This is a genomic window from Pontibacter populi (assembly GCF_019336435.1).
In the GTDB taxonomy this organism is placed as follows: Bacteria; Bacteroidota; Bacteroidia; order Cytophagales; family Hymenobacteraceae; genus Pontibacter; species Pontibacter humidus.
On record NZ_JAHWXQ010000001.1, the window covers coordinates 347,571 to 369,534 of the forward strand.

19 protein-coding genes, 1 tRNA gene and 1 pseudogene are annotated in these 21,964 nt (G+C 45.0%); 12 read left to right on the top strand and 9 right to left on the bottom strand.

The window, feature by feature from the left end:
- Positions 1-371 precede the first annotated feature (371 nt).
- The 4 genes from KYK27_RS01460 to mltG form a co-directional block, all read right to left on the bottom strand.
- Positions 372-456, bottom strand: a tRNA-Ser gene (locus KYK27_RS01460).
- A 138-nt stretch (positions 457-594) separates the two neighbouring features.
- Positions 595-1,557, bottom strand: a complete 963-nt coding sequence (locus KYK27_RS01465) for a YihY/virulence factor BrkB family protein (RefSeq protein WP_199108295.1) — start codon at positions 1,555-1,557, stop codon at positions 595-597.
- A complete protein-coding gene (locus KYK27_RS01470; protein ID WP_199108296.1) occupies positions 1,554-1,967 on the bottom strand; it encodes an acyl-CoA thioesterase in 414 nt (137 codons plus the stop codon). Before KYK27_RS01470 ends, KYK27_RS01465 begins: the two co-directional genes overlap by 4 nt.
- Before the next feature lie 97 nt (positions 1,968-2,064).
- Positions 2,065-3,135: an endolytic transglycosylase MltG gene (mltG, locus tag KYK27_RS01475; protein ID WP_199108297.1), complete on the bottom strand. Its 1,071-nt coding sequence runs from the start codon at positions 3,133-3,135 to the stop codon at positions 2,065-2,067.
- A gap of 255 nt (positions 3,136-3,390) precedes the next feature.
- On the opposite strand from mltG, the gene KYK27_RS01480 reads away from it, so the two are divergent.
- Positions 3,391-4,017: an L-threonylcarbamoyladenylate synthase gene (locus KYK27_RS01480; RefSeq protein WP_199108298.1), complete on the top strand. Its 627-nt coding sequence runs from the start codon at positions 3,391-3,393 to the stop codon at positions 4,015-4,017.
- Between the two features lie 64 nt (positions 4,018-4,081).
- Here KYK27_RS01480 and KYK27_RS01485 read toward each other — a convergent pair whose 3' ends face one another.
- Entirely contained in the window at positions 4,082-4,975 is an 894-nt protein-coding gene (locus KYK27_RS01485) for a lysophospholipid acyltransferase family protein (protein WP_199108299.1), read from the bottom strand.
- Positions 4,976-5,271: 296 nt separating this feature from the next.
- Here KYK27_RS01485 and KYK27_RS01490 point away from each other — a divergent pair, with 296 nt between their 5' ends.
- The 6 genes and pseudogenes from KYK27_RS01490 to KYK27_RS01515 all read left to right on the top strand — a co-directional run bounded on the left by KYK27_RS01490 (position 5,272) and on the right by KYK27_RS01515 (position 12,899).
- On the top strand, positions 5,272-5,856 hold the full coding sequence (locus KYK27_RS01490) for a WbqC family protein (RefSeq protein ID WP_199108300.1): 585 nt from the start codon (positions 5,272-5,274) through the stop codon (positions 5,854-5,856).
- A 113-nt stretch (positions 5,857-5,969) separates the two neighbouring features.
- Complete coding sequence (locus KYK27_RS01495; protein ID WP_199108301.1) at positions 5,970-8,573, top strand: ATP-dependent Clp protease ATP-binding subunit; 2,604 nt, start codon at positions 5,970-5,972, stop codon at positions 8,571-8,573.
- Between the two features lie 405 nt (positions 8,574-8,978).
- A pseudogene (locus tag KYK27_RS01500) lies at positions 8,979-10,493 on the top strand (acyl-CoA carboxylase subunit beta); the annotation flags it as partial.
- A gap of 104 nt (positions 10,494-10,597) precedes the next feature.
- Positions 10,598-11,668 (top strand): M42 family metallopeptidase, encoded by a 1,071-nt coding sequence (locus tag KYK27_RS01505; RefSeq protein ID WP_199108302.1) that lies wholly within the window; start codon positions 10,598-10,600, stop codon positions 11,666-11,668.
- A 104-nt stretch (positions 11,669-11,772) separates the two neighbouring features.
- Positions 11,773-12,015, top strand: coding sequence for a hypothetical protein (locus tag KYK27_RS01510; protein WP_199108303.1), 243 nt, complete (start codon positions 11,773-11,775; stop codon positions 12,013-12,015).
- Positions 12,016-12,104: 89 nt separating this feature from the next.
- A complete protein-coding gene (locus tag KYK27_RS01515; RefSeq protein WP_199109185.1) occupies positions 12,105-12,899 on the top strand; it encodes an ABC transporter substrate-binding protein in 795 nt (264 codons plus the stop codon).
- Between the two features lie 85 nt (positions 12,900-12,984).
- On the opposite strand, the gene KYK27_RS01520 is transcribed toward KYK27_RS01515, so the two are convergent.
- The 3 genes from KYK27_RS01520 to KYK27_RS01530 all read right to left on the bottom strand — a co-directional run bounded on the left by KYK27_RS01520 (position 12,985) and on the right by KYK27_RS01530 (position 16,511).
- Positions 12,985-14,217: a 3-phosphoshikimate 1-carboxyvinyltransferase gene (locus tag KYK27_RS01520; RefSeq protein WP_199108304.1), complete on the bottom strand. Its 1,233-nt coding sequence runs from the start codon at positions 14,215-14,217 to the stop codon at positions 12,985-12,987.
- A complete protein-coding gene (aroB, locus tag KYK27_RS01525) occupies positions 14,214-15,251 on the bottom strand; it encodes a 3-dehydroquinate synthase (RefSeq protein WP_199108305.1) in 1,038 nt (345 codons plus the stop codon). The genes KYK27_RS01520 and aroB overlap by 4 nt, the downstream gene beginning before the upstream one ends.
- 168 nt (positions 15,252-15,419) lie before the next feature.
- Positions 15,420-16,511, bottom strand: coding sequence for a bifunctional 3-deoxy-7-phosphoheptulonate synthase/chorismate mutase type II (locus KYK27_RS01530; RefSeq protein WP_199108306.1), 1,092 nt, complete (start codon positions 16,509-16,511; stop codon positions 15,420-15,422).
- A gap of 168 nt (positions 16,512-16,679) precedes the next feature.
- Here KYK27_RS01530 and KYK27_RS01535 point away from each other — a divergent pair, with 168 nt between their 5' ends.
- The gene (locus KYK27_RS01535) at positions 16,680-17,864 is read left to right on the top strand and encodes a proline dehydrogenase family protein (RefSeq protein WP_199108307.1); all 1,185 of its coding nucleotides are present in this window, start codon (positions 16,680-16,682) and stop codon (positions 17,862-17,864) included.
- Positions 17,865-18,004: 140 nt separating this feature from the next.
- Here the strand turns inward: KYK27_RS01535 and KYK27_RS01540 are convergent, their stop codons facing one another.
- On the bottom strand, positions 18,005-18,208 hold the full coding sequence (locus tag KYK27_RS01540; RefSeq protein ID WP_199108308.1) for a hypothetical protein: 204 nt from the start codon (positions 18,206-18,208) through the stop codon (positions 18,005-18,007).
- Between the two features lie 144 nt (positions 18,209-18,352).
- Between KYK27_RS01540 and KYK27_RS01545 the strand changes: the two genes are divergently transcribed.
- From KYK27_RS01545 to KYK27_RS01560, 4 genes are all read left to right on the top strand, one after another.
- Positions 18,353-18,925 (top strand): RNA polymerase sigma factor, encoded by a 573-nt coding sequence (locus tag KYK27_RS01545; RefSeq protein WP_199108309.1) that lies wholly within the window; start codon positions 18,353-18,355, stop codon positions 18,923-18,925.
- A 53-nt stretch (positions 18,926-18,978) separates the two neighbouring features.
- The gene (locus KYK27_RS01550; protein ID WP_199108310.1) at positions 18,979-20,061 is read left to right on the top strand and encodes a S1C family serine protease; all 1,083 of its coding nucleotides are present in this window, start codon (positions 18,979-18,981) and stop codon (positions 20,059-20,061) included.
- Positions 20,062-20,209: 148 nt separating this feature from the next.
- Positions 20,210-20,839 (top strand): fasciclin domain-containing protein, encoded by a 630-nt coding sequence (locus tag KYK27_RS01555; RefSeq protein ID WP_199108311.1) that lies wholly within the window; start codon positions 20,210-20,212, stop codon positions 20,837-20,839.
- A 214-nt stretch (positions 20,840-21,053) separates the two neighbouring features.
- Positions 21,054-21,776: a fasciclin domain-containing protein gene (locus tag KYK27_RS01560; RefSeq protein WP_199108312.1), complete on the top strand. Its 723-nt coding sequence runs from the start codon at positions 21,054-21,056 to the stop codon at positions 21,774-21,776.
- The last annotated feature ends 188 nt before the right edge of the window (positions 21,777-21,964 follow it).

Genomic DNA, 21,964 nt, shown 5'->3' on the forward strand with positions numbered 1-21,964 from the left:
AATTTCCGTGTCTACAGGTTAAGCGTTACTTGCCAGGCTCCTGTTTTGGTTTGCTTTGCTGTGGCTTGCTCTGTTTTAAGTTCCCAGAAAGTGTTAGTTGCAAACAGGTCATGTAGCAGCGGTTGGAGCGAGTCTGGCGTTACTACTTTGAACTCGTGGTACAGGTTTGCTTATAGTTTGGCTATAGTAGGAGAGTTTTGTGCCGGATTGGTTGAGCAGGTAAAATAGCTCTAAAGACGCTACATATTGCATCTCCGTGCATAGCAGTTTCCAAAAGGTTCTTCCACAACTATAGAAAAGTTTATAATAAAGATTCATGCAGCTCTAAGCCTATAAAACAAAAAAGCCTGAGCTGTGTAGCTCAGGCTTTGCAGAGAGTGAGGGATTCGAACCCCCGGACCTGTTACAGTCAACGGTTTTCAAGACCGCCGCGTTCGACCACTCCGCCAACTCTCTGTAATTAATCGTGCACAAAAGTATGGTGCTGTGCTCAATTTTCAAAACTATACGGTAATATTTTTTGCTTGTTTTACCGCTTAAACTATAAACCCCTGATTCAGAAGAACAAAATTTTATAGTTCACCAGCCTTTTCGCTACACCGTTTCTTCTGCAACCAGCTTTTTGCGGCGAACCAGGCGTTTAGTCACCGAATCAATACTCACATTTATCTCGAAACCCAGTATCAGGATCATCGAAATAAAGTCCAGCCAGATCATCAAACCTATCAGCGCCCCAATGGAGCCGTAGAATTTGTTATAAGTATCGAAAGCACTGATGTACATTGAAAAGATCATCGACACCAGGAAGATCAGACCCGTAGCTACTACAGCCCCTGCCGAAAAGAAAGGCCATTTATCTTCGATAGCCGGAACGTAATAATAGATAAGGGAAGTAGCCAGCAAGAACAACAAGACGATAGCCACATACTTCAGGATTACGATCAAAGTATAAGTATAACTTTCTGTTACCACTTCATAAAACACCAGCGCATCCAGTATCCATTGGCCGAAGAAGATAGCAGCCACTGCCGTGAAAAGAATAAGCGACAAAGCCACAGTAAGTATAGTTGCAATCAGGCGTTTCCTGACATAGGTGCGCTTGTAGAATGTGTGGTATTTTTTGTCAAAAGCATCCATCAACGACATAATGCCATTCGTGGAAAGTACCAGCGCAAACAGAAAACCGAATGATAATAGCCCCCCACGCGGTTTGTTTACGATATCTTCTATAGTTCCGTAAGCAACCGTATACATTTCAGTTGGTAGAAAATCTGTAAGAAAGCTCAGAATGTTCTCGCTCAGGTCCATTTGCAGCACACTCGGTATGTAGGGAATGAGCGTGAAGAGGAAGATGATGCTCGGAAAAATTGCCAGCGTAAAGTTGAAGGCCATGTAAGAGGCGCGCTTGGTGATGGAGTCCAGGCGTAGCTCGCCCAGCAGCACATCGGCCACCTCATACACCGACGACTGCCCGTTGTTAAACCGCCACCTTTTCAAGAAAACGATAAACTTACGGTAAGCCCTGCGGCGCTTCAGGTATTGCTGGTTATACTTCATTCGCTAAAATACGAATCCAGTTTCTGGTGTATCAACTCAGGCACTGCTGTTGGCCTGCCGGTCTGCATATCTACAAAAACCATGGTAGTTTCGCCTATATTCAGTAGTGTTTGCTCCTCGTTATACACTTCGTATTCAAACTTTATACGTGTACCGAGTGGCTTATGCTTTACAAACAGCTTAATGGTTAGCAGGTCATCGTACTTAGCCGGGCGTATATACTTGCATTTCAGCTCCAGTACGGGCATCATAGTTCCGGTGGCTTCCATCTCTTTGTAATGAATGCCCAGCCTGCGAAACACTTCGGTACGTGCTACTTCGTAATAAGCGCCATAGTTGCCATAGTAAACATAACCCATCTGGTCGGTTTCGGCATAGCGCACACGTATCTGTACTTCTGATTCGAACATAGTTTTTATTCTGACAAAGGATTTTTTGACTTAAGACAAAGGACAGTAATTATAAACTTCTCTTTTGTCCTTTGTCAAACAGTCTTTCGTCCAAGTGTTATTTTAAGATCCTGCGCTCGTTCAGGGCCTTCTGGTAGCGGCGGGCGTTAGCCTGGTGCTCAGCTACTGTTACCGCAAAACTATGGTAACCTGAGAAGTCTTCTTTAGCGCAGAAATAAATATAATCGTGTTTCTCCGGGTTTAGCACCGCATCTATACTGGAAATGTTTGGCACATTTATCGGGCCCGGTGGTAAGCCTTTATAGCGGTAAGTATTGTAAGGCGAATCGTGACGAAGGTGCACGTTAAGTACACGGCGGATGCTAAAATCACCCACACCAAAAACTACAGTCGGGTCAGCCTGAAGCAGCATTCCTTTTTCCAGACGGTTCAGGTAAACACCGGCAACGCGTGGCTTTTCGTCGTTCTTTATAGTTTCAGCCTGAACTATAGATGCCAGCGTAGAAACCTGCTGCTGTGTTAAATTCAGCTTTTCGGCTTTCTCAAGGCGCTCTTCTGTCCAGAACTTATCATACTCCGACTTCATACGTTCCATCAGCTCTTTAGCAGTAATGGTCCAGTAAACTTCGTAGGTATTCGGGATAAACATGCTTACCACATTGGTCGTGTCGAAGTCCAGGGTTCCCAGGTATTCCGGATCGCTCAGCAGTGCGTCTATTTCCTCTTCGGATGGTTCTACCTCGGCAGCAAGTTTCTCGGCGAGCTGGTTGCGTAGACGCACATTCGTAAAGGTTAGTTTTACCGGCGTCTGTTGCCCGGTACGCAGCACACCAATTAACTGGCGGTTGCCCCACCCACTTTCCAGCTTATAACGGCCCGGCTTTACCAGTTCGTCATAGTCCATCAGCTTGGCCATAAAGCGCAGCGACAGCGGATCGATGATTACACCACTTGCTTCCACGGAGTCCATGGCCTGTTCGTAGGTGGCACCGGTCGGGATGTATACGTAAGTATCCTGATCTTTTGTGTCTACATTGGTGGTATACACGATCTGGTACGCATAATAAGAGAAGGAGACAAACAGCAGTACAAACAGCACCGACAAGGCAGGTATTACCTTACTCTTTTCTTTTTTCTTTCTTTTGGTTGTAGTGACTTTCTTAGCCATAATAGTAATAAAGGCGCAAAGGAGGTTTATAGTTTCTGCGCCTGTTGTTATATCGGGGTCAAAAATAACACTTATGTTGCTAATTGCGAATGAGTAGCTATGCGAATGAATGAATTATATTTGCGCAACTGCACCAGCGGCCTTAAAACAAACTATAGCACAAGCGGCACTGCCTTAAACTATAGCAAAACGTTTGGCCCCTGAAAAGAGTATGCCTATAAAACTATACTTTAAAGATATTCTATACTATAAACTATGAGCAACGCTATCTTCCTACAGATACATCCGGACAATCCGCAGGATAAAAAAATTCGTGAAGCTGTAGAAGTGCTGCGTAACGGCGGCGTGATCATTTACCCTACCGATACTATTTATGGCATGGGCTGCGACATACACAATGCGCGCGCCATAGAACGTGTATGCCAGATAAAGGGCGTAAAACCCGACAAGGTAAACCTCTCTTTTATTTGCTCCGATTTAACCCACATTTCGGATTACGCTAAAATAGATACACCTACTTATAAGGTGATGAAGAAAGCGTTGCCGGGACCATTTACGTTTATTTTAGATGCAACCAGCCATGTACCTAAATATGCTGCCGCTAAGAAGAAAACCGTAGGCATACGGGTGCCTGATAATAATATTGCGCTGGCCCTGGTACGTGAATTGGGTAATCCTATAGTTTCTACTTCTATTCGTGATGAAGACGAAGTGCTGGAATATAGCACCGACCCCGAATTGATCTATGAGAAATACAGAAACCTGGTAGATATGGTAATTGACGGTGGCCCGGGAAACAACATTGCCTCTACGGTAGTGGATGCTGCTAACGATTTTGAAGTACTACGCCAGGGCGCCGGTGATATTGAAGAGTTTTTATAGTTAGAAAGTTAGAAAAGGGTAAGTTAGAAAGTTAACTCACGAATAGCATTATTCGCTCAACTTTCTAACTTACGGCGGCCTCTGGCCGCCTGTGTTTCCAGCGTTTGTGGGTCCAGAGGTAATTGGCGGGAGCGTGACGAATGGCAGCTTCCAGCTTTTGTGCGAAAATCTCTGTGATCGGAACCGCATCAGAAGTGCCGTCCGAAATCAGCTCGAATGTTAAGGTATAAAAACCACGTTGTGTTCGCTTAACATCCAGGAACATAACAGGGTATTTAAACTTTTTGGCCAGCTTTTCTGCCCCTTCATAGAAAGGTGTATCCTGGTTCAGGAAAGTAGTCCAGAAAGTTATTTCGCTTCTTAGCGGAGTCTGGTCTGAGAGCATTGCTATAACACGTGGCACATGGCGGTTCGCCGCAAAATCGCGCAACGTGTCTTTCATCTTTATCAGCCTTGCGCCTAACCTGCTCCGCGTCCTTAGCATAAAGTCTTCGAAGTAAGGGTTATTGAGCGGCTTATAAACTCCTTCGGCCGGAAAATCGAACTGTACAGCTCCGGCAGAAAGCACCCATTCCCAGTTACAGGAATGCGAACCCATTGTAATAACGGGCGTTCCACTTTTCACAAAGTCGTCCAGCAGCTCCTGGTTTGCAAAAACTATACGGCGTTCCATCTCTTCCTTATTCATAGAGCGCAGTTTCAGTATTTCTACAACCACGTCCGTAAGCTGGTTGTAAAATGCTTTGGCAATCGTTTTTATTTCGGCTTCCGATTTTTCAGGAAAGGAACTGCAGAGGTTATTCAGCACTACTTTTTTGCGATAACCAACTATATGGTAAACTATAAAATACAGCAGGTCTGCCAGCAGATATAAAACCGGAAGCGGAAGTAAGGATAAACCTTTGAGCAGCAGCTCAAGCGGGTAATAATAAATTGGTATCTCTTGTTTTTTGCTCATAGCGCATTAAGGCTGCGTAAAGGTACAACCTAATCAGAATTATGAGTTAGAAATTATGAATTAGAAATGAGAGCTGGAGAGAAGTAACGTTATAGTTGTGCAATGCTACAAGCAACTATAGAATAAACCTGTAATGCATACAAAGTATAACAAAGGCTTTTCCCTTTGGTTTATTTCAATTTTATTAGCGACAGCAATTCATAATTCATAATTCATAATTCATAATTCATAATTCATAATTCATAATTCATAATTCATAATTCATAATTCATAATTTGATATTACTTACCGAACTTATGTATAATCCGCCGGTTGAGTACTTCCGGCAAGTGCTTCAGTCTGATGGTTTGCTTATTGAGCAGCATGAGAATTATGTGAAGCAAAGTTACCGCAACCGCTGCCATGTACTTACCGCCCAGGGCGTAGTGCCGCTCAGCATCCCGGTACTGAAAGGAAACAGCAAAGACAAAACTGTAATAACCGAAATTGAGATAGACTATAGCCAGAAATGGTATAACGTGCACTGGCGAACAATACAGGCAGCCTATGGCCGGGCACCTTATTTTGAATTTTACAGTGACTATATACAACAGGTTTATGAGCGACAGCCAAAATATTTGTTTGAGCTTAACGTTGAACTGTTGCGGCTTTATCTTAAATTACTTAGATTAAATAAGCCACTTAATTTCACAGATTCGTATCAGTCAGAAGCGCCGGCAAAAGTGCTGGACCTGCGAAACAGGATACATCCAAAAATCATTCCTGACAATTTGCACGTAAACCCCTATACGCAAGTATTTGGCAAACAATTTGTACCAGAGTTAAGTATAATTGACTTATTGTTTACACAAGGGCCGGCATCACTTACTTATCTTACATAAAGCTTGGCAAGTTAGCTGAACAATTAAGCTGTCTGGCGTGTTTAGAAGTAGGCTAATCCTGTCAGCCTCAATTAATTATCTGTTTTAGACTTTTTTTAGATTAATAATTATACATGGAAGCTAAATTCTCAAACCGAGTGAAAGAGGTTATCTCACTCAGCCGTGAGGAAGCTATTCGTCTCGGACACGACTACATCGGCACTGAACACCTGGTGCTGGGTATGATCCGGGAAGGAGAAGGAACTGCCATCGCCCTGCTTAAGAAGCTGGGTGTTTCGATAGATGAACTGAAGTACGCTTTAGAACAGGCTACACGTAACACTGCTTCGCAAAACAGCAATATTACCGGCAGCATCCCGCTTACAAAACAAACTGAGAAGGTACTCAAGATCACTTACTTGGAGGCAAAGATCTTCAAAAGTGACATTATAGGAACCGAGCACCTCCTACTGTCCATCCTTCGGGACGAGGACAACATTTCTTCTCAAATCTTAGCGAAATTTAACGTGAACTACGAAGCAATAAGAGACTCTCTGGATTATCATAGCAATAATCCACTTGCGTCGTCAGATACGGATGATTCTGACGATTCTGATAAATTATTTGGCAGCTCATCTTCTTCCCGTGCCGGCAGTGCCAGCAAAAAACCGGGCGAGAAATCGCGCACGCCGGTACTCGACAACTTTGGCCGCGACTTAACGAAACTGGCCGAAGACGACAAGCTGGACCCTATAGTTGGCCGTGAGAAAGAGATCGAGCGTGTGGCCCAGGTACTGAGCCGCCGTAAAAAGAACAACCCGATCCTGATAGGTGAGCCTGGTGTTGGTAAAACAGCTATAGCTGAAGGCCTTGCGCTGCGCATTATCCAGAAAAAGGTAAGCCGTGTGCTTTTCAATAAGCGTGTGGTAACGCTGGATCTGGCCTCTTTAGTGGCAGGTACCAAGTACCGTGGCCAGTTTGAAGAGCGTATGAAAGCGGTGATGAATGAGCTGGAAAAATCTCCGGATGTGATCCTGTTCATTGATGAGTTGCATACTATAGTTGGAGCCGGTGGCGCTTCTGGCTCACTGGATGCCTCTAACATGTTTAAGCCGGCACTTGCCCGTGGCGAGATTCAATGCATCGGTGCAACTACGCTGGATGAATACCGCCAGTACATCGAGAAAGATGGTGCGTTAGCCCGTCGTTTCCAGATTGTAATGGTAGACCCGACTACTCCTGAGGAAACTGTTGAGATCCTGAACAACATTAAAGACAAGTACCAGGATCACCACCACGTAAACTATACAGATAAAGCCATTGAGGCCTGTGTGAAGCTATCGGACCGCTACATGAGCGACCGCTTCCTGCCAGACAAAGCAATTGACGTATTGGATGAGGCTGGTGCGCGCGTGCACATCAACAACATCATTGTACCTGAAGATATCCTGAAGCTGGAAGAGCAGATAGAGAACATTAAGGTAGAGAAGAACCGGGTAGTGAAGAGCCAGAAGTACGAAGAGGCTGCGCAACTACGTGATAAAGAGAAAAAACTCATTGACCAGCTTGACACCGCGAAAAAGAACTGGGAAGAAGAGACCAAGAAGAAGCGTTACACGGTAAAAGAGGAAAATGTGGCAGAAGTTATTGCCATGATGACAGGTATACCAGTGAAGCGTATTGCACAGAACGAAGGCCAGAAGCTATTGAACATGGCCGATGAACTGAGCGGTAAAGTAATTGGTCAGGAAAAAGCGATCAAGCAATTGGTGAAAGCGATCCAACGTACCCGCGTTGGTCTGAAAGATCCGAAAAAGCCGATTGGTTCGTTCGTATTCCTGGGCCCGACTGGTGTTGGTAAAACAGAGCTTGCGAAAGTGCTGGCTACTTACCTGTTCGATAAAGAAGATTCGCTTGTAAGAATAGACATGAGTGAGTACATGGAGAAATTCAGTGTATCTCGCTTGGTGGGAGCGCCTCCGGGCTACGTTGGTTACGAAGAAGGTGGCCAGCTGACCGAAAAGATCCGTCGTAAGCCATACTCTGTAGTGTTGCTGGATGAAATTGAGAAAGCGCACCCGGATGTATACAACCTGTTGCTGCAGGTGCTGGATGATGGTATTTTAACCGATGGTTTAGGCCGCAAGGTTGACTTCCGTAACACGATCATCATCATGACCTCTAACATTGGTGCCCGTGATCTTCAGGACTTTGGTGCCGGTATCGGTTTTATGTCGAAGACCAAGCAGGACAACGTGGACGAGATCATGAAAGGAACTATAGCCAGTGCGCTGAAGAAAACCTTCTCGCCTGAGTTCCTGAACCGTTTGGACGACGTGATCGTGTTTAACTCACTTGGTCGTGAGGATATGCACAAGATCATCGAGCTATCGCTTGGCAAGTTGTTTAAGCGTGTTGAAGCATTGGGTTACAAGATCGAACTTACAGCTAAAGCTAAGGACTTTGTTGCTGAAAAAGGCTACGATCCGAAGTACGGTGCCCGTCCGTTGAACCGTGCTATTCAGAAGTATATCGAAGACCCGATTGCGGAAGAGATACTGAAAGCCGAAGTAAACCAGGGTGATGTAATCCAGGTAGAACACGAAGAAGGCAAGGAACAGCTTACTTTCACATCTAAGAAAAGTGGCAAAAAAGCGAAAAGCAATTTAGCTTCTGATGAAATAGATGAAGACAAGGAACCAACCAAGTCTACTGACGGCGATAAGTCGAAAGAATAATGAATTTTAAACTATAGAGAAAGGCCATCCAAGTTGGATGGCCTTTTTGTTTTGCATGAGGTTTGTGTCCTCGCTCGCGTCCCGCGAGTGTGAGCTATTTTACGGCCTTTGGCCGCAATATCAGGTAGAGTAGAACTATAGTTTCATAACGTGGCGGGACGCCACCAATAATTCACACTCGCGGGACGCGAGCGAGGGCATGAGATTACCAATCGGAAAGAACACGCAGGAACTAAACTATAGCATATACTTCACCTATATATCCAAAAAAGTATAGAACTATACCTGAAATCGAACTATAGTTTTTAAATTTGGGGAACAGATAGACTGAACATTATAAATTAGTTATACTACAATTTACATGGCTGGAGAAATCAGAGAGTCCCAACTGGCAACGCTGGAGCGCAAAACGCGGAAGCATTACTTGGTGGCGGACAAGACCGTATAGATGCACAACATAAAAAAGGCAAACTAACCGCACGCGAACGTATCCATTTACTGATGGACGAAGGCTCTTTTGAGGAGATCGGCAAGTTTGTAATGCACCGCTCCAAAGACTTTGGCCTGGACAAACAATATTACCTGGGTGATGGTGTAGTTACCGGTTATGGTACAGTGCACGGTCGTTTGGTATATGTTTTCTCTCAGGATTTTACCGTGCTGGGTGGCTCTCTATCTGAAACCCATGCCGAGAAGATCGTTAAGATCATGGAGCTGGCTATGAAAAACGGTGCTCCGGTTATCGGCCTGAACGACTCTGGTGGGGCACGTATCCAGGAAGGTGTGGTATCGCTGGGTGGATATGCGGATATTTTCTACCGTAACACACTGGCTTCCGGCGTTATCCCTCAGATCTCAGCTATTATGGGACCATGCGCAGGTGGCGCGGTTTACTCTCCTGCCATCACCGACTTTATTATGATGGTGGAAGACACTTCGTACATGTTCGTGACCGGTCCTAACGTGGTGAAAACGGTTACGCATGAAAACGTAACGTCTGAAGAACTGGGTGGTGCCAGCACGCACAGCACCAAAAGCGGTGTAACGCACTTCTCTTGCGCCAACGAAGTAGAGTGCATCAACCACATCAAAAAACTGCTTAGCTACATACCGCAGAACTGCGAAGAGCTACCTCCTGCCCTGCCATACGAGTCTACTGGTGACGAAACACGTCCTGTGCTCGATACGATAGTTCCGGAAAACCCGAACCAGCCTTACGATATCCGCGAAATAATTGAGGGCATCATTGATGCAGATTCGTTCTTTGAAGTACACAAGAACTTTGGCGATAACATTGTTGTCGGATTTGCCCGTTTGGGTGGCCGTAGCATTGGAATAGTTGGCAATCAGCCTGCTGTACTGGCCGGCGTACTTGATATTAACGCCAGCACCAAAGCTGCCCGTTTCGTTCGTTTCTGCGACTGCTTTAACGTTCCGCTTTTAGTGCTGGAAGATGTTCCGGGTTTCCTGCCAGGCACTGACCAGGAGTGGCGTGGTATTATTACCAATGGTGCCAAGTTGCTTTATGCCTTCTGCGAGGCTACTGTGCCGCGCATCACGGTTATTACCCGCAAAGCATACGGCGGCGCTTACGATGTTATGAACTCCAAGCACATCGGCGCCGACATGAACTATGCCTGGCCAACTGCCGAGATTGCAGTAATGGGTGCGCAGGGTGCCGCTGAGATTATCTTTAAACGCGAAATTGCAGAATCCGAAGACCCTGCAGCTAAACTTGCCGAGAAAGTACAGGAATACAAAGAGAAATTTGCAACGCCTTACCGTGCCGCGCACCGTGGTTTTATAGATGAAGTTATACTCCCATCAGAAACCAGAGCCAAGCTTATAAAAGCATTTAAGATGCTGGAAAACAAGGCTGTAACATTACCACGCAAAAAGCACGGTAATATTCCGTTGTAAATAAGTTGCAGGAAACCAGTTATAACTTATAGCTATTCGTAGAAAATTTTTATACTTTGGTTTCACCTACAACAAACAACTAACAAGAATAATTTAGTCCAAGCATGAGACAAGAATCTTTCGACTTCCTGCAGAAATACCTGAACAACTCCTCTCCTACTGGTTTTGAGTCGGAAGGGCAGAAACTATGGCTGGAATATATAAAACCATACATTGACGATTACTTTGTAGATACCTATGGCACCGTAGTGGGTGTTATCAATCCGGAAGCGGAATATAAAGTAGTAATAGAAGCGCATGCTGATGAGATCAGCTGGTTTGTGAACTACATTACGCCGGAAGGCTATATTTACCTGAAACGCAACGGTGGTTCTGATGCCCTGATCGCGCCTTCAAAAAGAGTAAATATTTATACTGCCAAAGGCATCGTGAAAGCTGTTTTCGGGTGGCCGGCCATTCACGTTCGTAAGGTAGAGCAGGACAAAGCTCCAACTATAGAAACCGTATTTTTAGACTGTGGCGCTGCCAACCGCGAGGAAGTTGAAAAGATGGGCATACACGTGGGTTGCGTCGCTACTTTCGAGGACGAGTTCACTGTAATGAACGAGAAATTCTATGTAGGCCGTGCCTTGGATAACCGTGTAGGTGGTTTTATGATCGCTGAAGTGGCCCGCCTGATACATGAGCGCAAGCACAAGCTGCCTTTTGGCTTATACATTGTTAATGCCGTGCAGGAAGAGATCGGTCTTCGTGGCGCTGAGATGATTGCACACCGCATAAACCCGGATGTTGCCATTATTACTGACGTAACCCATGACACGCAGTCGCCGATGTATGAGAAGAAAACCAGCGGCGATATTCACTGTGGTAAAGGTCCGGTGATAGCCTATGGTCCGGCCGTGCAGAACAACCTGCGCGACCTGATCATCAATACAGCACAGGAGAAAGAAATTCCGTTCCAGCGTTCGGCTGTTTCACGTGCTACCGGCACCGACACCGATGCTTTTGCTTATTCCAACGCAGGTGTGGCTTCTGCTTTGATCTCGCTTGCCCTGAAGTACATGCACACTACCGTGGAAACCGTGCACAAGGATGACGTAGAAAACGTGATCAAACTGATCTACGAAACAATTCTGAAGATAGAAGACAAGCAGGATTTCCGTTATCTGAAATAGTAGCTATAGTTACCTGTCAGAAAGCCTCTTAAGCAAAAGTGTTTAAGAGGCTTTTTTGTTTTTAGGCAGAATAGTGTAACTTAATAGTATAAACCCCGCACCCTATGAAACGCTATCAATTCTGGCTCCTGTTCTGGCTACCCTGGCTGGCTCTTATAGTTACTGTTATTGTTCGTAAAGATGCTCCGTTCCCGTGGGTATTTGCCATTAACACTATAGTACTTAACCTGATAGCTACAAACATGCGCCGCAAGCAGGTAGGATTAAGTTTTCCGGCAACTATAAAAGCCATGGTTCCGGGATTAGGCTACCACGAATGGAAACGCTTATACTTTGCTAAACCGTAAGCGTTCACTGGATTAATTACCACTGGAATTTTCACATTATTCATTCATTATTACTCACTATTCATTAATCCTTGACCTTCACCGACCAGATGGGCCACCAGCTTACGCTGTCGCAATTACCGCAGCGCATTATTTCGTTGGTGCCATCTCAAACCGAGTTACTTTTTGATTTAGGTCTGGGTGACCGTATAGTTGGTCTTACCAAATTCTGTATCCACCCGAAAGAGCAGGTGAAGGGGAAAACTATAGTGGGCGGCACCAAGAATTTTAAACTCGATGTGATTGAGCAGCTCCAGCCGGATTTGATCATCGGAAATAAAGAAGAAAACTATAAAGAAGGAATAGAACAGTTACAGCAGCAGTACCCGGTTTGGATGAGCGACATCTATACACTGGAAGATTCACTGGAAATGATGCAGCTGATTGGTGAAATAACAGGAACAGGAACAGAAACTAGAGCACACCAGCTGACCCAAACTATACGTTCTGGATTTGAACAACTGCAGCTGCCAGCGCAACAACCTATCAAAACGGCCTACTTTATCTGGCGGAATCCCTATATGGCGGTAGGCGGTAACAACTTCATAGATAATATCCTGCAGCATTGCGGTTTTATAAATGCCTTCGCTGATCTGGAGCGTTACCCGGAGATCTCAACGGAACTCTTACAGCAGATAAATCCGCAACTGATACTTCTTTCTTCCGAGCCTTATCCTTTCAGTGAAAAACATATAGCTGAATTTCAGGCACTATGCCCGCTTGCAACTATAAAAGTGGTAGATGGAGAGATGTTCAGCTGGTATGGCAGCAGGTTAACGTTGGCTCCAGAGTACTTGCAGGGGCTGATTGAGGAAGTGCAGGCCGCTGCTAGTGCGAGCTTGTAGCTCGTACTAATATTGCACTCTTAAAAAGTACGAGCTACAAGCTCGCACCAGCGAAAGAGTTAGATATTAATAATCTGCTTATTGGTTATTCTTTATTCCTGATTACCTCAAACCCTACTTTCTCCAGATCCTCCCAAAAACGCGGATAGGATTTACGAACTACACTAGGTTCCTGAATCTGAACAGGTTCTAGCAGGGCAATTGGTGCAAAAGCCATGGCCATACGGTGGTCCTGGTAAGTTCTGAAAGTAAGCTCACTTTTGGTGAGAATAGCCGGCTCCATCCTGAAAACGCCGGGTGTCATTTCATCCAGCGATGCACCCATACTTAGCACTTCAATCTGAAGCGCCTGAATACGGTCCGTTTCTTTTATTCGCAGACTTTCTAAACCGGTCATTTCCAGTGTTACCCCCAAAGCTGCACATAAGGCAACTATAGTTTGGGCAAGATCCGGGCAGTTAGTAAAGTCGAAAGCTACTTTCTTCTCGCAGTGTTTTTTGGTTAGCCTGATGCCTGTTTCAGTGAATTCGGTGTAAACACCCAACCGGCTCATTATATCAACTATAGCCCTGTCGCCCTGGTAAGAATTTTCTCTTAAGCCGGGCAGCGTAATATCTGCTTCTTTGGCAAGCGCCACCATACTATACCAATAACTGGCCGCCGACCAGTCTGGCTCAACAGCGAAGGTGGCGGGATTATAGTTCTGGTTGGCAACAACTATCATATTATTTTCAAAAGTGGCTGATACGCCAAAATGCTGCATCAGCGAAAGCGTCATCTCAATATATGGCCGGCTTCCAATCTTTCCTTCCAGTTCCAGTATCAACCCATCCGGCAGCAAGGGCGCAATCATTAGCAAAGCAGAAATATACTGACTGCTGATATCGCTGCGCACTTTCAGGTGATTATTACCAATTCCTTTAAAGCCGCTGATCTTGAGTGGCGGATAGCCTTCTTGCTGTAAGTAGTCTATCGTTGCGCCTAACTCTCGAAGTGCCTCAACCAGAATTTTTATTGGCCGCTGGCACATACGATCGGTGCCGGTCAACGTTTTTTGCTGGCCTGTAATGACATAATAAGCCGTCAGGAAACGCATTACAGTTCCGGCATCTTCCGCATCTATCGTTGCAGCATCACTTTTGAGCAGGCGCTGCAGCAGTTGTGTGTCGTTTGCTTCAGAGAGATTCTGGATATCAGAGTTACCGCCAGCCAGCGCTGCGATGATTAAAGCACGGTTAGCCTCGCTTTTGGAAGCAGGCAGGTTTATAGTTCCGGAAAGTACACCTGTCGGGTGAGAGAGCGTAACGGTTTTTATCATAGTAAGGCGTAATAGCGCAGTGCTTCCTGTATTTCGGGTAAAGTAATGGGTTGGTCGTATACGGCACTACCTATACGCTGCAGCAAGGTACAATTTATAGTTGCACCGGTATTCTTTTTATCCTGTAACGCAAATTGGCTTATAGTTTGAATCTCGTCTTCGGTAAGCGGTACCTTTTCGTACACCGAAATGAGGAATATTTCAATCTTGTCCAGCGATTCTTTTGAAAGCAGTTCCTTTTTTACGGATAGGTATGCTTCGCAGAGCATTCCGACAGCAATCGCTTCACCGTGCAGCAGCTCGCGGCCCGGTTTATCCATCAAAAAACTTTCAACAGCGTGCCCGATCGTGTGGCCGAAGTTCAGCACTTTGCGGTAACCGCCTTCTAACGGATCAGCTTCTACAACCGCAGACTTTATGGCTACCGAATGCCTGATAAGCTCATCCCAGTTCTCCGTAAAAAGCCCGATGTGGCGTTGTGTTTCAAACATCTCCCCATCAGCAATCAGCCAGTGTTTTATAATTTCGGCGTACCCGGATTTTATTTCGCGCTGCGGTAGTGTTTGCAAAAAAACAGGGTTAATGAATACAGCAACTGGTTCTTTATAAACTCCGATATGATTTTTAAGTCCATGGAAATCGACACCTGTTTTACCGCCTACGCTGGCATCAACCTGGGCCAGCATAGTAGTTGGCACCTGCACAAAATACAGCCCGCGCTTAAACAAAGCCGTACAAAAACCACCCATATCCCCTATCACACCGCCGCCTAAATTTACCAGCACCGACCAGCGATCCAGGTTCAGTTCGGTCATGCGTTGCCAGATGTACTCGCAGGTTTGCAGGGTTTTATGCGCTTCGCCACTTTGTATCTGAATAAGATGATGCTCCGGCAAATATGGCTTCACCAACGGGTAACAGTGCACCAGCGTATTTTCATCAACCAGCACCGCTACTTTACTGAATGCACGGTTCAGCAACATATCTTTCAACTGCTGCAGTGCATCGGAGCCTATAGTTATCGTTTCATTCAAAATCAGTTTGAGAGTTTAGGAGTTAAAGAGTTTATGAGTGATTTATAGTTTAGTAGTCAAATAATTGTTCAGTGGTAAAACGTAAGTAATACAATTTCAGAAATTGTAGATATTAAGAATGTATAAAAAACACTCTCTAACTCCCTAACTCCCAAACTCTATAACTCTTTAACTATCACCGTTCAGAATTCGGGTCTGTATCCGGATAGATTCCGTGTGGATCAGGCGGTATAGTTCTGCTACAAAGTCGGGGTTCATGCCCAGTTCTTTTGCCCAATCAGGTCGGCTTCTGAAGATCTCTTTCCAGCGGCTTATCTGTAATATCTGTACGTTGTTTTGTTTCTTATAGTGCCCGATCTGCTCTACTAACTCCATACGCCTGGTAAGTGCTCTTAAAATCTGCTGGTCGGCTTCGTCAATCTGCAAACGTAATTTCTCGGCACGGTTTATAAGTTCCTGGTCGTCGTAGGTGGTTTTGCGAACCTGTAGTTTTGCTAATATTTCCTTTAAGCCAGCGGGAGTCACCTGTTGTTCCGGATCGCTGAGTGCGTTGGCCGGGTCCGGGTGCGATTCCAGCATAATGCCATCATAGCCTAAATCCAGTGCTTTCTGGGCAACAGGCAGTAACAACTCGCGGTTGCCGGCAATGTGGCTTGGGTCAACAATAAGCGGCAAACTTCTGAACTTCGATTTAAGCTCAATTGGTATCTGCCAGAATGGTACATTTCTATACTTTGATCTTTCATAATTGGAGAAACCACGGTGTATGGCAGCCACATCGGTAATACCCGCATTATACACGCGTTCCAATGCTCCTATCCACAAAGCCAGGTCCGGGTTTACCGGGTTCTTTACCATCACAGGTACGTTGGCGCCTTTCAGCGCATCGGCAATTTCCTGTACGGCAAAAGGATTTACGGTTGTACGGGCACCAATCCACAGCACATCAATCTCCTGCTTCAGCGCTTCTTCAACGTGGCGGGCGGTAGCCACTTCTGTGCTCACGCGCATACCCAGCTCACGCTTTACCCGACCCAGCCACTGTAACCCCTGCAAGCCAATGCCCTCGAAAGAGTTTGGTCGCGAACGCGGTTTCCAGATACCAGCCCGGAACATATCTACCCGCTGCTCATGCAAAGCCAATGCCGTCTGCATCACCTGTTCTTCGCTCTCGGCGCTGCATGGTCCGGCAATAATGATCGGTCTTGGCTGACCGGCAGTTATTTGCCTGAAAAAATTATCTTCTCCCTTAAATTCCATTTATGAAGTATGCTTGCTGCAAAGGTAGTGCAAATTGAAAAGTAAACTATAACTAGCCCCAGGTTTAAAAGCCCCATGCTGTGCAGGTTGTAACTATAAATCTTACACAAAAACAAATGGATAACTGTAGATGATGCACTATCTTTGCGCTTCTATACAATACAATTTATGAATCCTGTTTCAAACGTATCATTCGATAATACTGCCGTTGCATTTTCATCCAAGTCTGATACTGAGCTGTACAAAATGTACCTGCTTTTCAAGACAATGAACAATAATATGCTGGTAAAGTTTGGCGGTAAACTTTTAAATACGGCCATTAACCTGCACCTGCCGGTTAAATTCATTATTAAGCCAACAGTGTTCAGCCATTTTTGCGGTGGCGAAACAATAGAAGAATCAGAGCGGGCCATTAAGGAACTGAGTACCTATAACATCGGAACTATACTGGACTACTCTGTAGAAGGCGAAGGCAACGAGAAGAGCTTTGATGCTACCATGAACGAGCTTTTAAGAACCGTAGAGAAGGCCCGTGGCAACAAGGCGATCCCATTTTCGGTGTTTAAAGTTACCGGCCTTATCGATGTAAAACTACTGGAGAAAGTACAGGCTGGAACTACCTTAACAGCAGCTGAAAAAACTGCTTTTGAACGTGGCCGTGAGCGCGTAAATACCATCTGCAAAAGATGCTACGAAGCCGATGTTCGCGTGTTTGTAGATGCCGAAGAAAGCTGGATTCAGGAACCTATCGATAACCTGACCTACGAAATGATGGAGCTCTACAACAAAGAGAAAGCCATCGTTTACAACACCTACCAACTATACCGCCACGACCGCCTTGCTGTGCTGAAGCGCGATTACGAAAATGCCATGGCTAAAAACTACTACCTGGGTGGCAAACTGGTACGCGGTGCTTACATGGAAAAAGAAGCCAAACGTGCCGCCGAAATTGGCTACTCAAACCCGATAAACCCTAGTAAGCAGGCTACCGATGATCTGTTTAACAAGGCACTTCAGTTTTGTGTTGAAAACATTGATCGTATTGCTTTCTGCAACGGCACGCATAACGAGGCAAGCTGTTACCTGCTGATGGAGCTGATGGACAAACATAACATTGCCCGTAACGACGAGCGTGTATACTTTGCCCAGCTATTTGGCATGAGTGATAACTTGTCGTATAACCTGGCCAATGCAGGTTACAATGTAGCGAAGTATGTGCCTTATGGCCCTGTAAGAGAAGTTATGCCTTACCTGCTGCGCCGTGCCAACGAAAATACCGCTATTGCCGGGCAGAGCAGCCGCGAGTTTACACTCATCAATAAAGAAATGCAGCGACGTAAAGCCGCTAAATAAAAAAACTATAAAAAATGCCTGTTATAGTTAGCGGGCTTTTTATAGTTGCTTTAAAAATAAGAAGTCCTCTGCACCAACGTACAGAGGACTTCTTATGTGTTTTTAGAACTATAAGTGTTATCCTAAAGTTCTGAGTTAAATTACTGAACTACAGTAGAGTCAGTAGTAGTAGTTGTAGTAGAAGTAGTATCTACAGTAGTACCGGTTGTATCTACAGTAGTTTCTTCAACAGTAGTTTCTTCGATTGTAGTGTCTTCACCTTCAGTAGTAGCTGGCTCAGTGTTGCAAGCTGTGAAAGATACAAGAGCGAAAGCTACAACGGCGAATTTGAATAAATTTTTCATTTTGTGTTTGTAATTAAGTGTTTTGGTTTCGATTTTGAAGTTCATACCAGAAAAGCACAGAGGTAACCCGCCTCAGAGAAAAAAATTAAAAATATTTTTTACTGGGTTACATTAACAACAAAACAGTATTAAAATCAGAGCGGAATGAAGAAAGGTTTGTATGAGACGGATGAGGCGATTATAGAGGGGATCCGGTTTGGAGACGACCGGGCACTGGCCCACCTGTACAAACTCCACTTCCCGATGATATCTCATTTTATACTTAGCAACAGCGGAACCGACGACGAAGCCAAAGACATTTACCAGGAAGGCGTAATTGTTTTCTACGAAAAGGTAAAGTCTGACAGCCTGGAGCTTACCTGCCAGATAAAGACATACCTCTACTCGGTATGCCGCAGGCTCTGGCTAAAAAAACTTGCTGAGAAAGGCCGGTTCGCCACTAAGATGGACGATGCTGAGAACTACCTGATGCTGGAGGATGATGTGCCCCAGCAGGAAGAAAATGAACGACGATTCGGGGTGATGGAAGATGCCATGAACCAACTGGGCGAGCCCTGCAAAACACTGCTGGAAGATTACTACATCCGGATGCAGAACATGCAGGACATAACCGACAGATTTGGATATACCAACACCGACACCGCCAAAAACCAGAAATATAAATGCCTGCAGCGGCTCAAGAAATTATTCTTTACCGCTTACCAGGCAACAGTATAACCTGGTTTAGATCGAAATTAATACGCCTGTGAAGGCATAAGTATAGCGCAGAGATGGAATACCTGATGTACGAACAAATGGAGCGGTACCTGGCCGGAAAAATGGTAGCTGATGAAAAAGCTGCCTTTGAGGCATTACTGCAAACTGACTTAAGGTTAGCCGAGCGGTTGAAAGAACACCGTACCCTGCTGAACACCATGCAGCAATATGGCCAGCGCCAAGAACTCCGCGGCAAACTGAACGCCTTCCATACAGAGATGGAAACAGAAAATTCATCTCAGCAAACTCCAAAGTGGCAGATATTCTGGAAACGCCATGCGCAAACTATGGCCGTGGCCGCAAGCGTATCGTTATTATCAGTTTTCGGAACATTGTGGAGTGTGCAACAGATGAAAGAACCTGTAAAGCAACAGACTGCACATTATGTTGAGCTTCGCCGGGAACTGGACAAACTGAAGCGGGCACAAACAGCAATTATAAAAGACATTAACAATACGACGAAGCCTGCTCCCCGCCCTGCAAGTGTAAGCGGAACGGGTTTTGCTCTCAGCGCTAATGGTTACCTGGTTACGAGTTCGCACGTTGTAGAAGGTGCCGACTCTATTATGATCGAGAATACATCCGGCGCGAAATACAAAGTAAGCGAAGTTTACCGCGACCAGGTGCACGATCTGTCAATACTTAAGGTGGAAGATGCGGGATTTGCAGGCTTCAGCAAGCTGCCTTATACGTTTAAAACCACAGAATCTGACCTTGGCGAAATGGTTTATACCCTGGGTTACCCGCGCGAGGATATCGTTTTTGGTGAGGGTTCATTAAGCTCTACTTCAGGTTTCCAGGGAGATACTACCGCTTACCAGATTTCTATTCCGCTTAACCCGGGTAATAGTGGCGGCCCATTATTAGATGATAAAGGCAACCTGATTGGGGTAATTAGTGGCAAGCAGGCAGGCCAGGAAGGCGCAGCATTCGCTATTAAGTCGGCGTACCTGTTACAACTAATCAGTGAACTGCCTTTAGCGACAACCCTCTCCCCTGTTTCGTTACCAAAAGCAAATACGCTGGCTGGCAACAGCCGGCCACAGCAGCTCAAAAAGTTAAAAGATTTTGTATTCGTGGTTAAGGTTTATAATTAACAGGCGAACCACCTATATTACTTAGCGAAGGGCCCATACAATGTATTTTGTATAGGCCCTTCGCTTTTCCAGGCCTAACATTTTACCCTAACTACAGTTAAAGAAGTACTGTAAACATCAGAAATCGGGATTTAAAATATGTGAGGCTATGAAAAATAAGATGTTAAGCCAGGTTTCAGCTGTTATAGTTACATCGGTACTGTTACTAGGCTGTGCCAGTTCTGATAAGGTAGATGAGACCACGGGTACAACTATAAGCGAGACCCAGACCATGGAAGGTGATGCTGCAGAAGCCGGGCGCAGCGCAGAAATCAACTATAACGAAATGTTTGAAGAACTGGGCAACACCAGGCAGTTCGACATCATGGCGCTTGCAAACTCAAACCAAAACCTGACCACTTTTGTAACGCTTACCGAGAAGGCTGAGATAACCGATGTTCTGAAATCAAAAGGCCCGTTCACAGTTTTTATTCCCACAAATGCCGCCTTCCAACATCTGAGCAAAAATGAACTAGATGAGCTGCTTGCACCTGAAAATAAGGTTAAACTGATAAAAGTTCTGCAGGCCCATATTCTCCCGAATAAAGTTTACGTTACGGAGTTCAGAGACGCACAGCGTATAAAAACAGCCGACAACAAAGTAATTAACGTGCAGGTAAGCCCTGACAAAACTGTAACTATAGGCGGCGCAAAAATCGTAAAACCTAATGTTGAAGTTTCGAATGGCGTAGTACATATTGTTGATGATGTAATTACAGCCATCGCAATCGGCGGTTAAACCCGTGGATGCCATCGCAAACTATAAGGTAAGCAACTGCTTATTTATCCATACAAGCTGATCTCCTCTGCATCAGCACCACAACCTAAGCCTGACGGCTACGACCACCCTTGAACGTACTAATAATTAATTTGCTACTCAGGCAGATGATTAGTAACACACCGGCTATAAAGACCGGTAGAAAATGAATGTTCAATTAAATTAATGACAAACTATGAAAATGATAAAAGCAACGTCTTTTGCAGCTGTAGTGCTCGCATCGGCAGTATTCTATGGCTGTGCCAGCTCTAACGACAAAATGGATGACACCACTGCCAGTGATGTAAACATGAGCGAGACGCAAACTATGGCAGGAGACACAGAAGCAGATGATGCGGATGACGCAGATGCAGTTGTTGTTACAGAAGAGGTAGTAGCTGTAACGCCAATTGCAGCACTTTCTCTTGAAAATACTGAAGAGGTGGGCGACATGTTCAAGAATATCGCAGATACTAAAACGCAGAGTTTAATGGATCTGGCGAAACAAAGTCCTAACCTGTCAACTTTTGTGCAGTTAATGGAAACAGCCGGCCTGACCGATGATCTTCAGGCAGATGGATCTTATACTTTATTTGCTCCTACAAACGAAGCATTCTCTAAACTATCGAAGGAACAATTAGAGACCCTGCTGCTGCCACAGAACAAAAATAAACTCTCTGAAATACTGATGGCGCATATCCTCCCAAACGAGGTAGCATCTACTTCTTTTAAAGAAACACAGCGTATTACGCTGGACAATAACAGGTATATCCCAATAAGCACAGCAACCGGAAACCAGGTTACCATTGGGGGCGCTCATATCATCGTTCCGGATGTTGAAGCATCGAACGGCGTAATTCATGTAGTTGACAATGTAATTATGGCAACCAATGATTCTATGAATGGCGGCCAACGCTAAACTATAGGCTATCACATATTAAAAAGCTCTTCGCCTACGAAGAGCTTTTTTGTTTTTATAGCATTTTGATCAACTATAGTTTTAACCTCTGCCTTTCAGTTCATGAAAACTATAGTTGGCTGCCGGAATAATAACCTTGATGCAGAGCTCTTTACTGGTAAAAGCTGTTTAAAGTAAGGTGCTTATTT

Excerpts from the sequence above, each read along its gene's own strand:
- mltG (WP_199108297.1), bottom strand. The coding sequence starts at position 3,135 with ATGGCTAAGAAAGTCACTACAACCAAAAGAAAGAAAAAAGAAAAGAGT.
- KYK27_RS01560 (WP_199108312.1), top strand. The coding sequence starts at position 21,054 with ATGAAAATGATAAAAGCAACGTCTTTTGCAGCTGTAGTGCTCGCATCG.
- KYK27_RS01530 (WP_199108306.1), bottom strand. The coding sequence starts at position 16,511 with ATGGAATTTAAGGGAGAAGATAATTTTTTCAGGCAAATAACTGCCGGT.
- KYK27_RS01490 (WP_199108300.1), top strand. The coding sequence starts at position 5,272 with ATGTATAATCCGCCGGTTGAGTACTTCCGGCAAGTGCTTCAGTCTGAT.
- KYK27_RS01540 (WP_199108308.1), bottom strand. The coding sequence starts at position 18,208 with ATGAAAAATTTATTCAAATTCGCCGTTGTAGCTTTCGCTCTTGTATCT.
- KYK27_RS01480 (WP_199108298.1), top strand. The coding sequence starts at position 3,391 with ATGAGCAACGCTATCTTCCTACAGATACATCCGGACAATCCGCAGGAT.
- KYK27_RS01555 (WP_199108311.1), top strand. The coding sequence starts at position 20,210 with ATGAAAAATAAGATGTTAAGCCAGGTTTCAGCTGTTATAGTTACATCG.
- KYK27_RS01505 (WP_199108302.1), top strand. The coding sequence starts at position 10,598 with ATGAGACAAGAATCTTTCGACTTCCTGCAGAAATACCTGAACAACTCC.
- KYK27_RS01485 (WP_199108299.1), bottom strand. The coding sequence starts at position 4,975 with ATGAGCAAAAAACAAGAGATACCAATTTATTATTACCCGCTTGAGCTG.
- KYK27_RS01495 (WP_199108301.1), top strand. The coding sequence starts at position 5,970 with ATGGAAGCTAAATTCTCAAACCGAGTGAAAGAGGTTATCTCACTCAGC.
- KYK27_RS01470 (WP_199108296.1), bottom strand. The coding sequence starts at position 1,967 with ATGTTCGAATCAGAAGTACAGATACGTGTGCGCTATGCCGAAACCGAC.
- KYK27_RS01535 (WP_199108307.1), top strand. The coding sequence starts at position 16,680 with ATGAATCCTGTTTCAAACGTATCATTCGATAATACTGCCGTTGCATTT.
- KYK27_RS01515 (WP_199109185.1), top strand. The coding sequence starts at position 12,105 with ATGGGCCACCAGCTTACGCTGTCGCAATTACCGCAGCGCATTATTTCG.
- KYK27_RS01520 (WP_199108304.1), bottom strand. The coding sequence starts at position 14,217 with ATGATAAAAACCGTTACGCTCTCTCACCCGACAGGTGTACTTTCCGGA.
- KYK27_RS01465 (WP_199108295.1), bottom strand. The coding sequence starts at position 1,557 with ATGAAGTATAACCAGCAATACCTGAAGCGCCGCAGGGCTTACCGTAAG.
- KYK27_RS01545 (WP_199108309.1), top strand. The coding sequence starts at position 18,353 with ATGAAGAAAGGTTTGTATGAGACGGATGAGGCGATTATAGAGGGGATC.
- KYK27_RS01550 (WP_199108310.1), top strand. The coding sequence starts at position 18,979 with ATGGAATACCTGATGTACGAACAAATGGAGCGGTACCTGGCCGGAAAA.
- KYK27_RS01510 (WP_199108303.1), top strand. The coding sequence starts at position 11,773 with ATGAAACGCTATCAATTCTGGCTCCTGTTCTGGCTACCCTGGCTGGCT.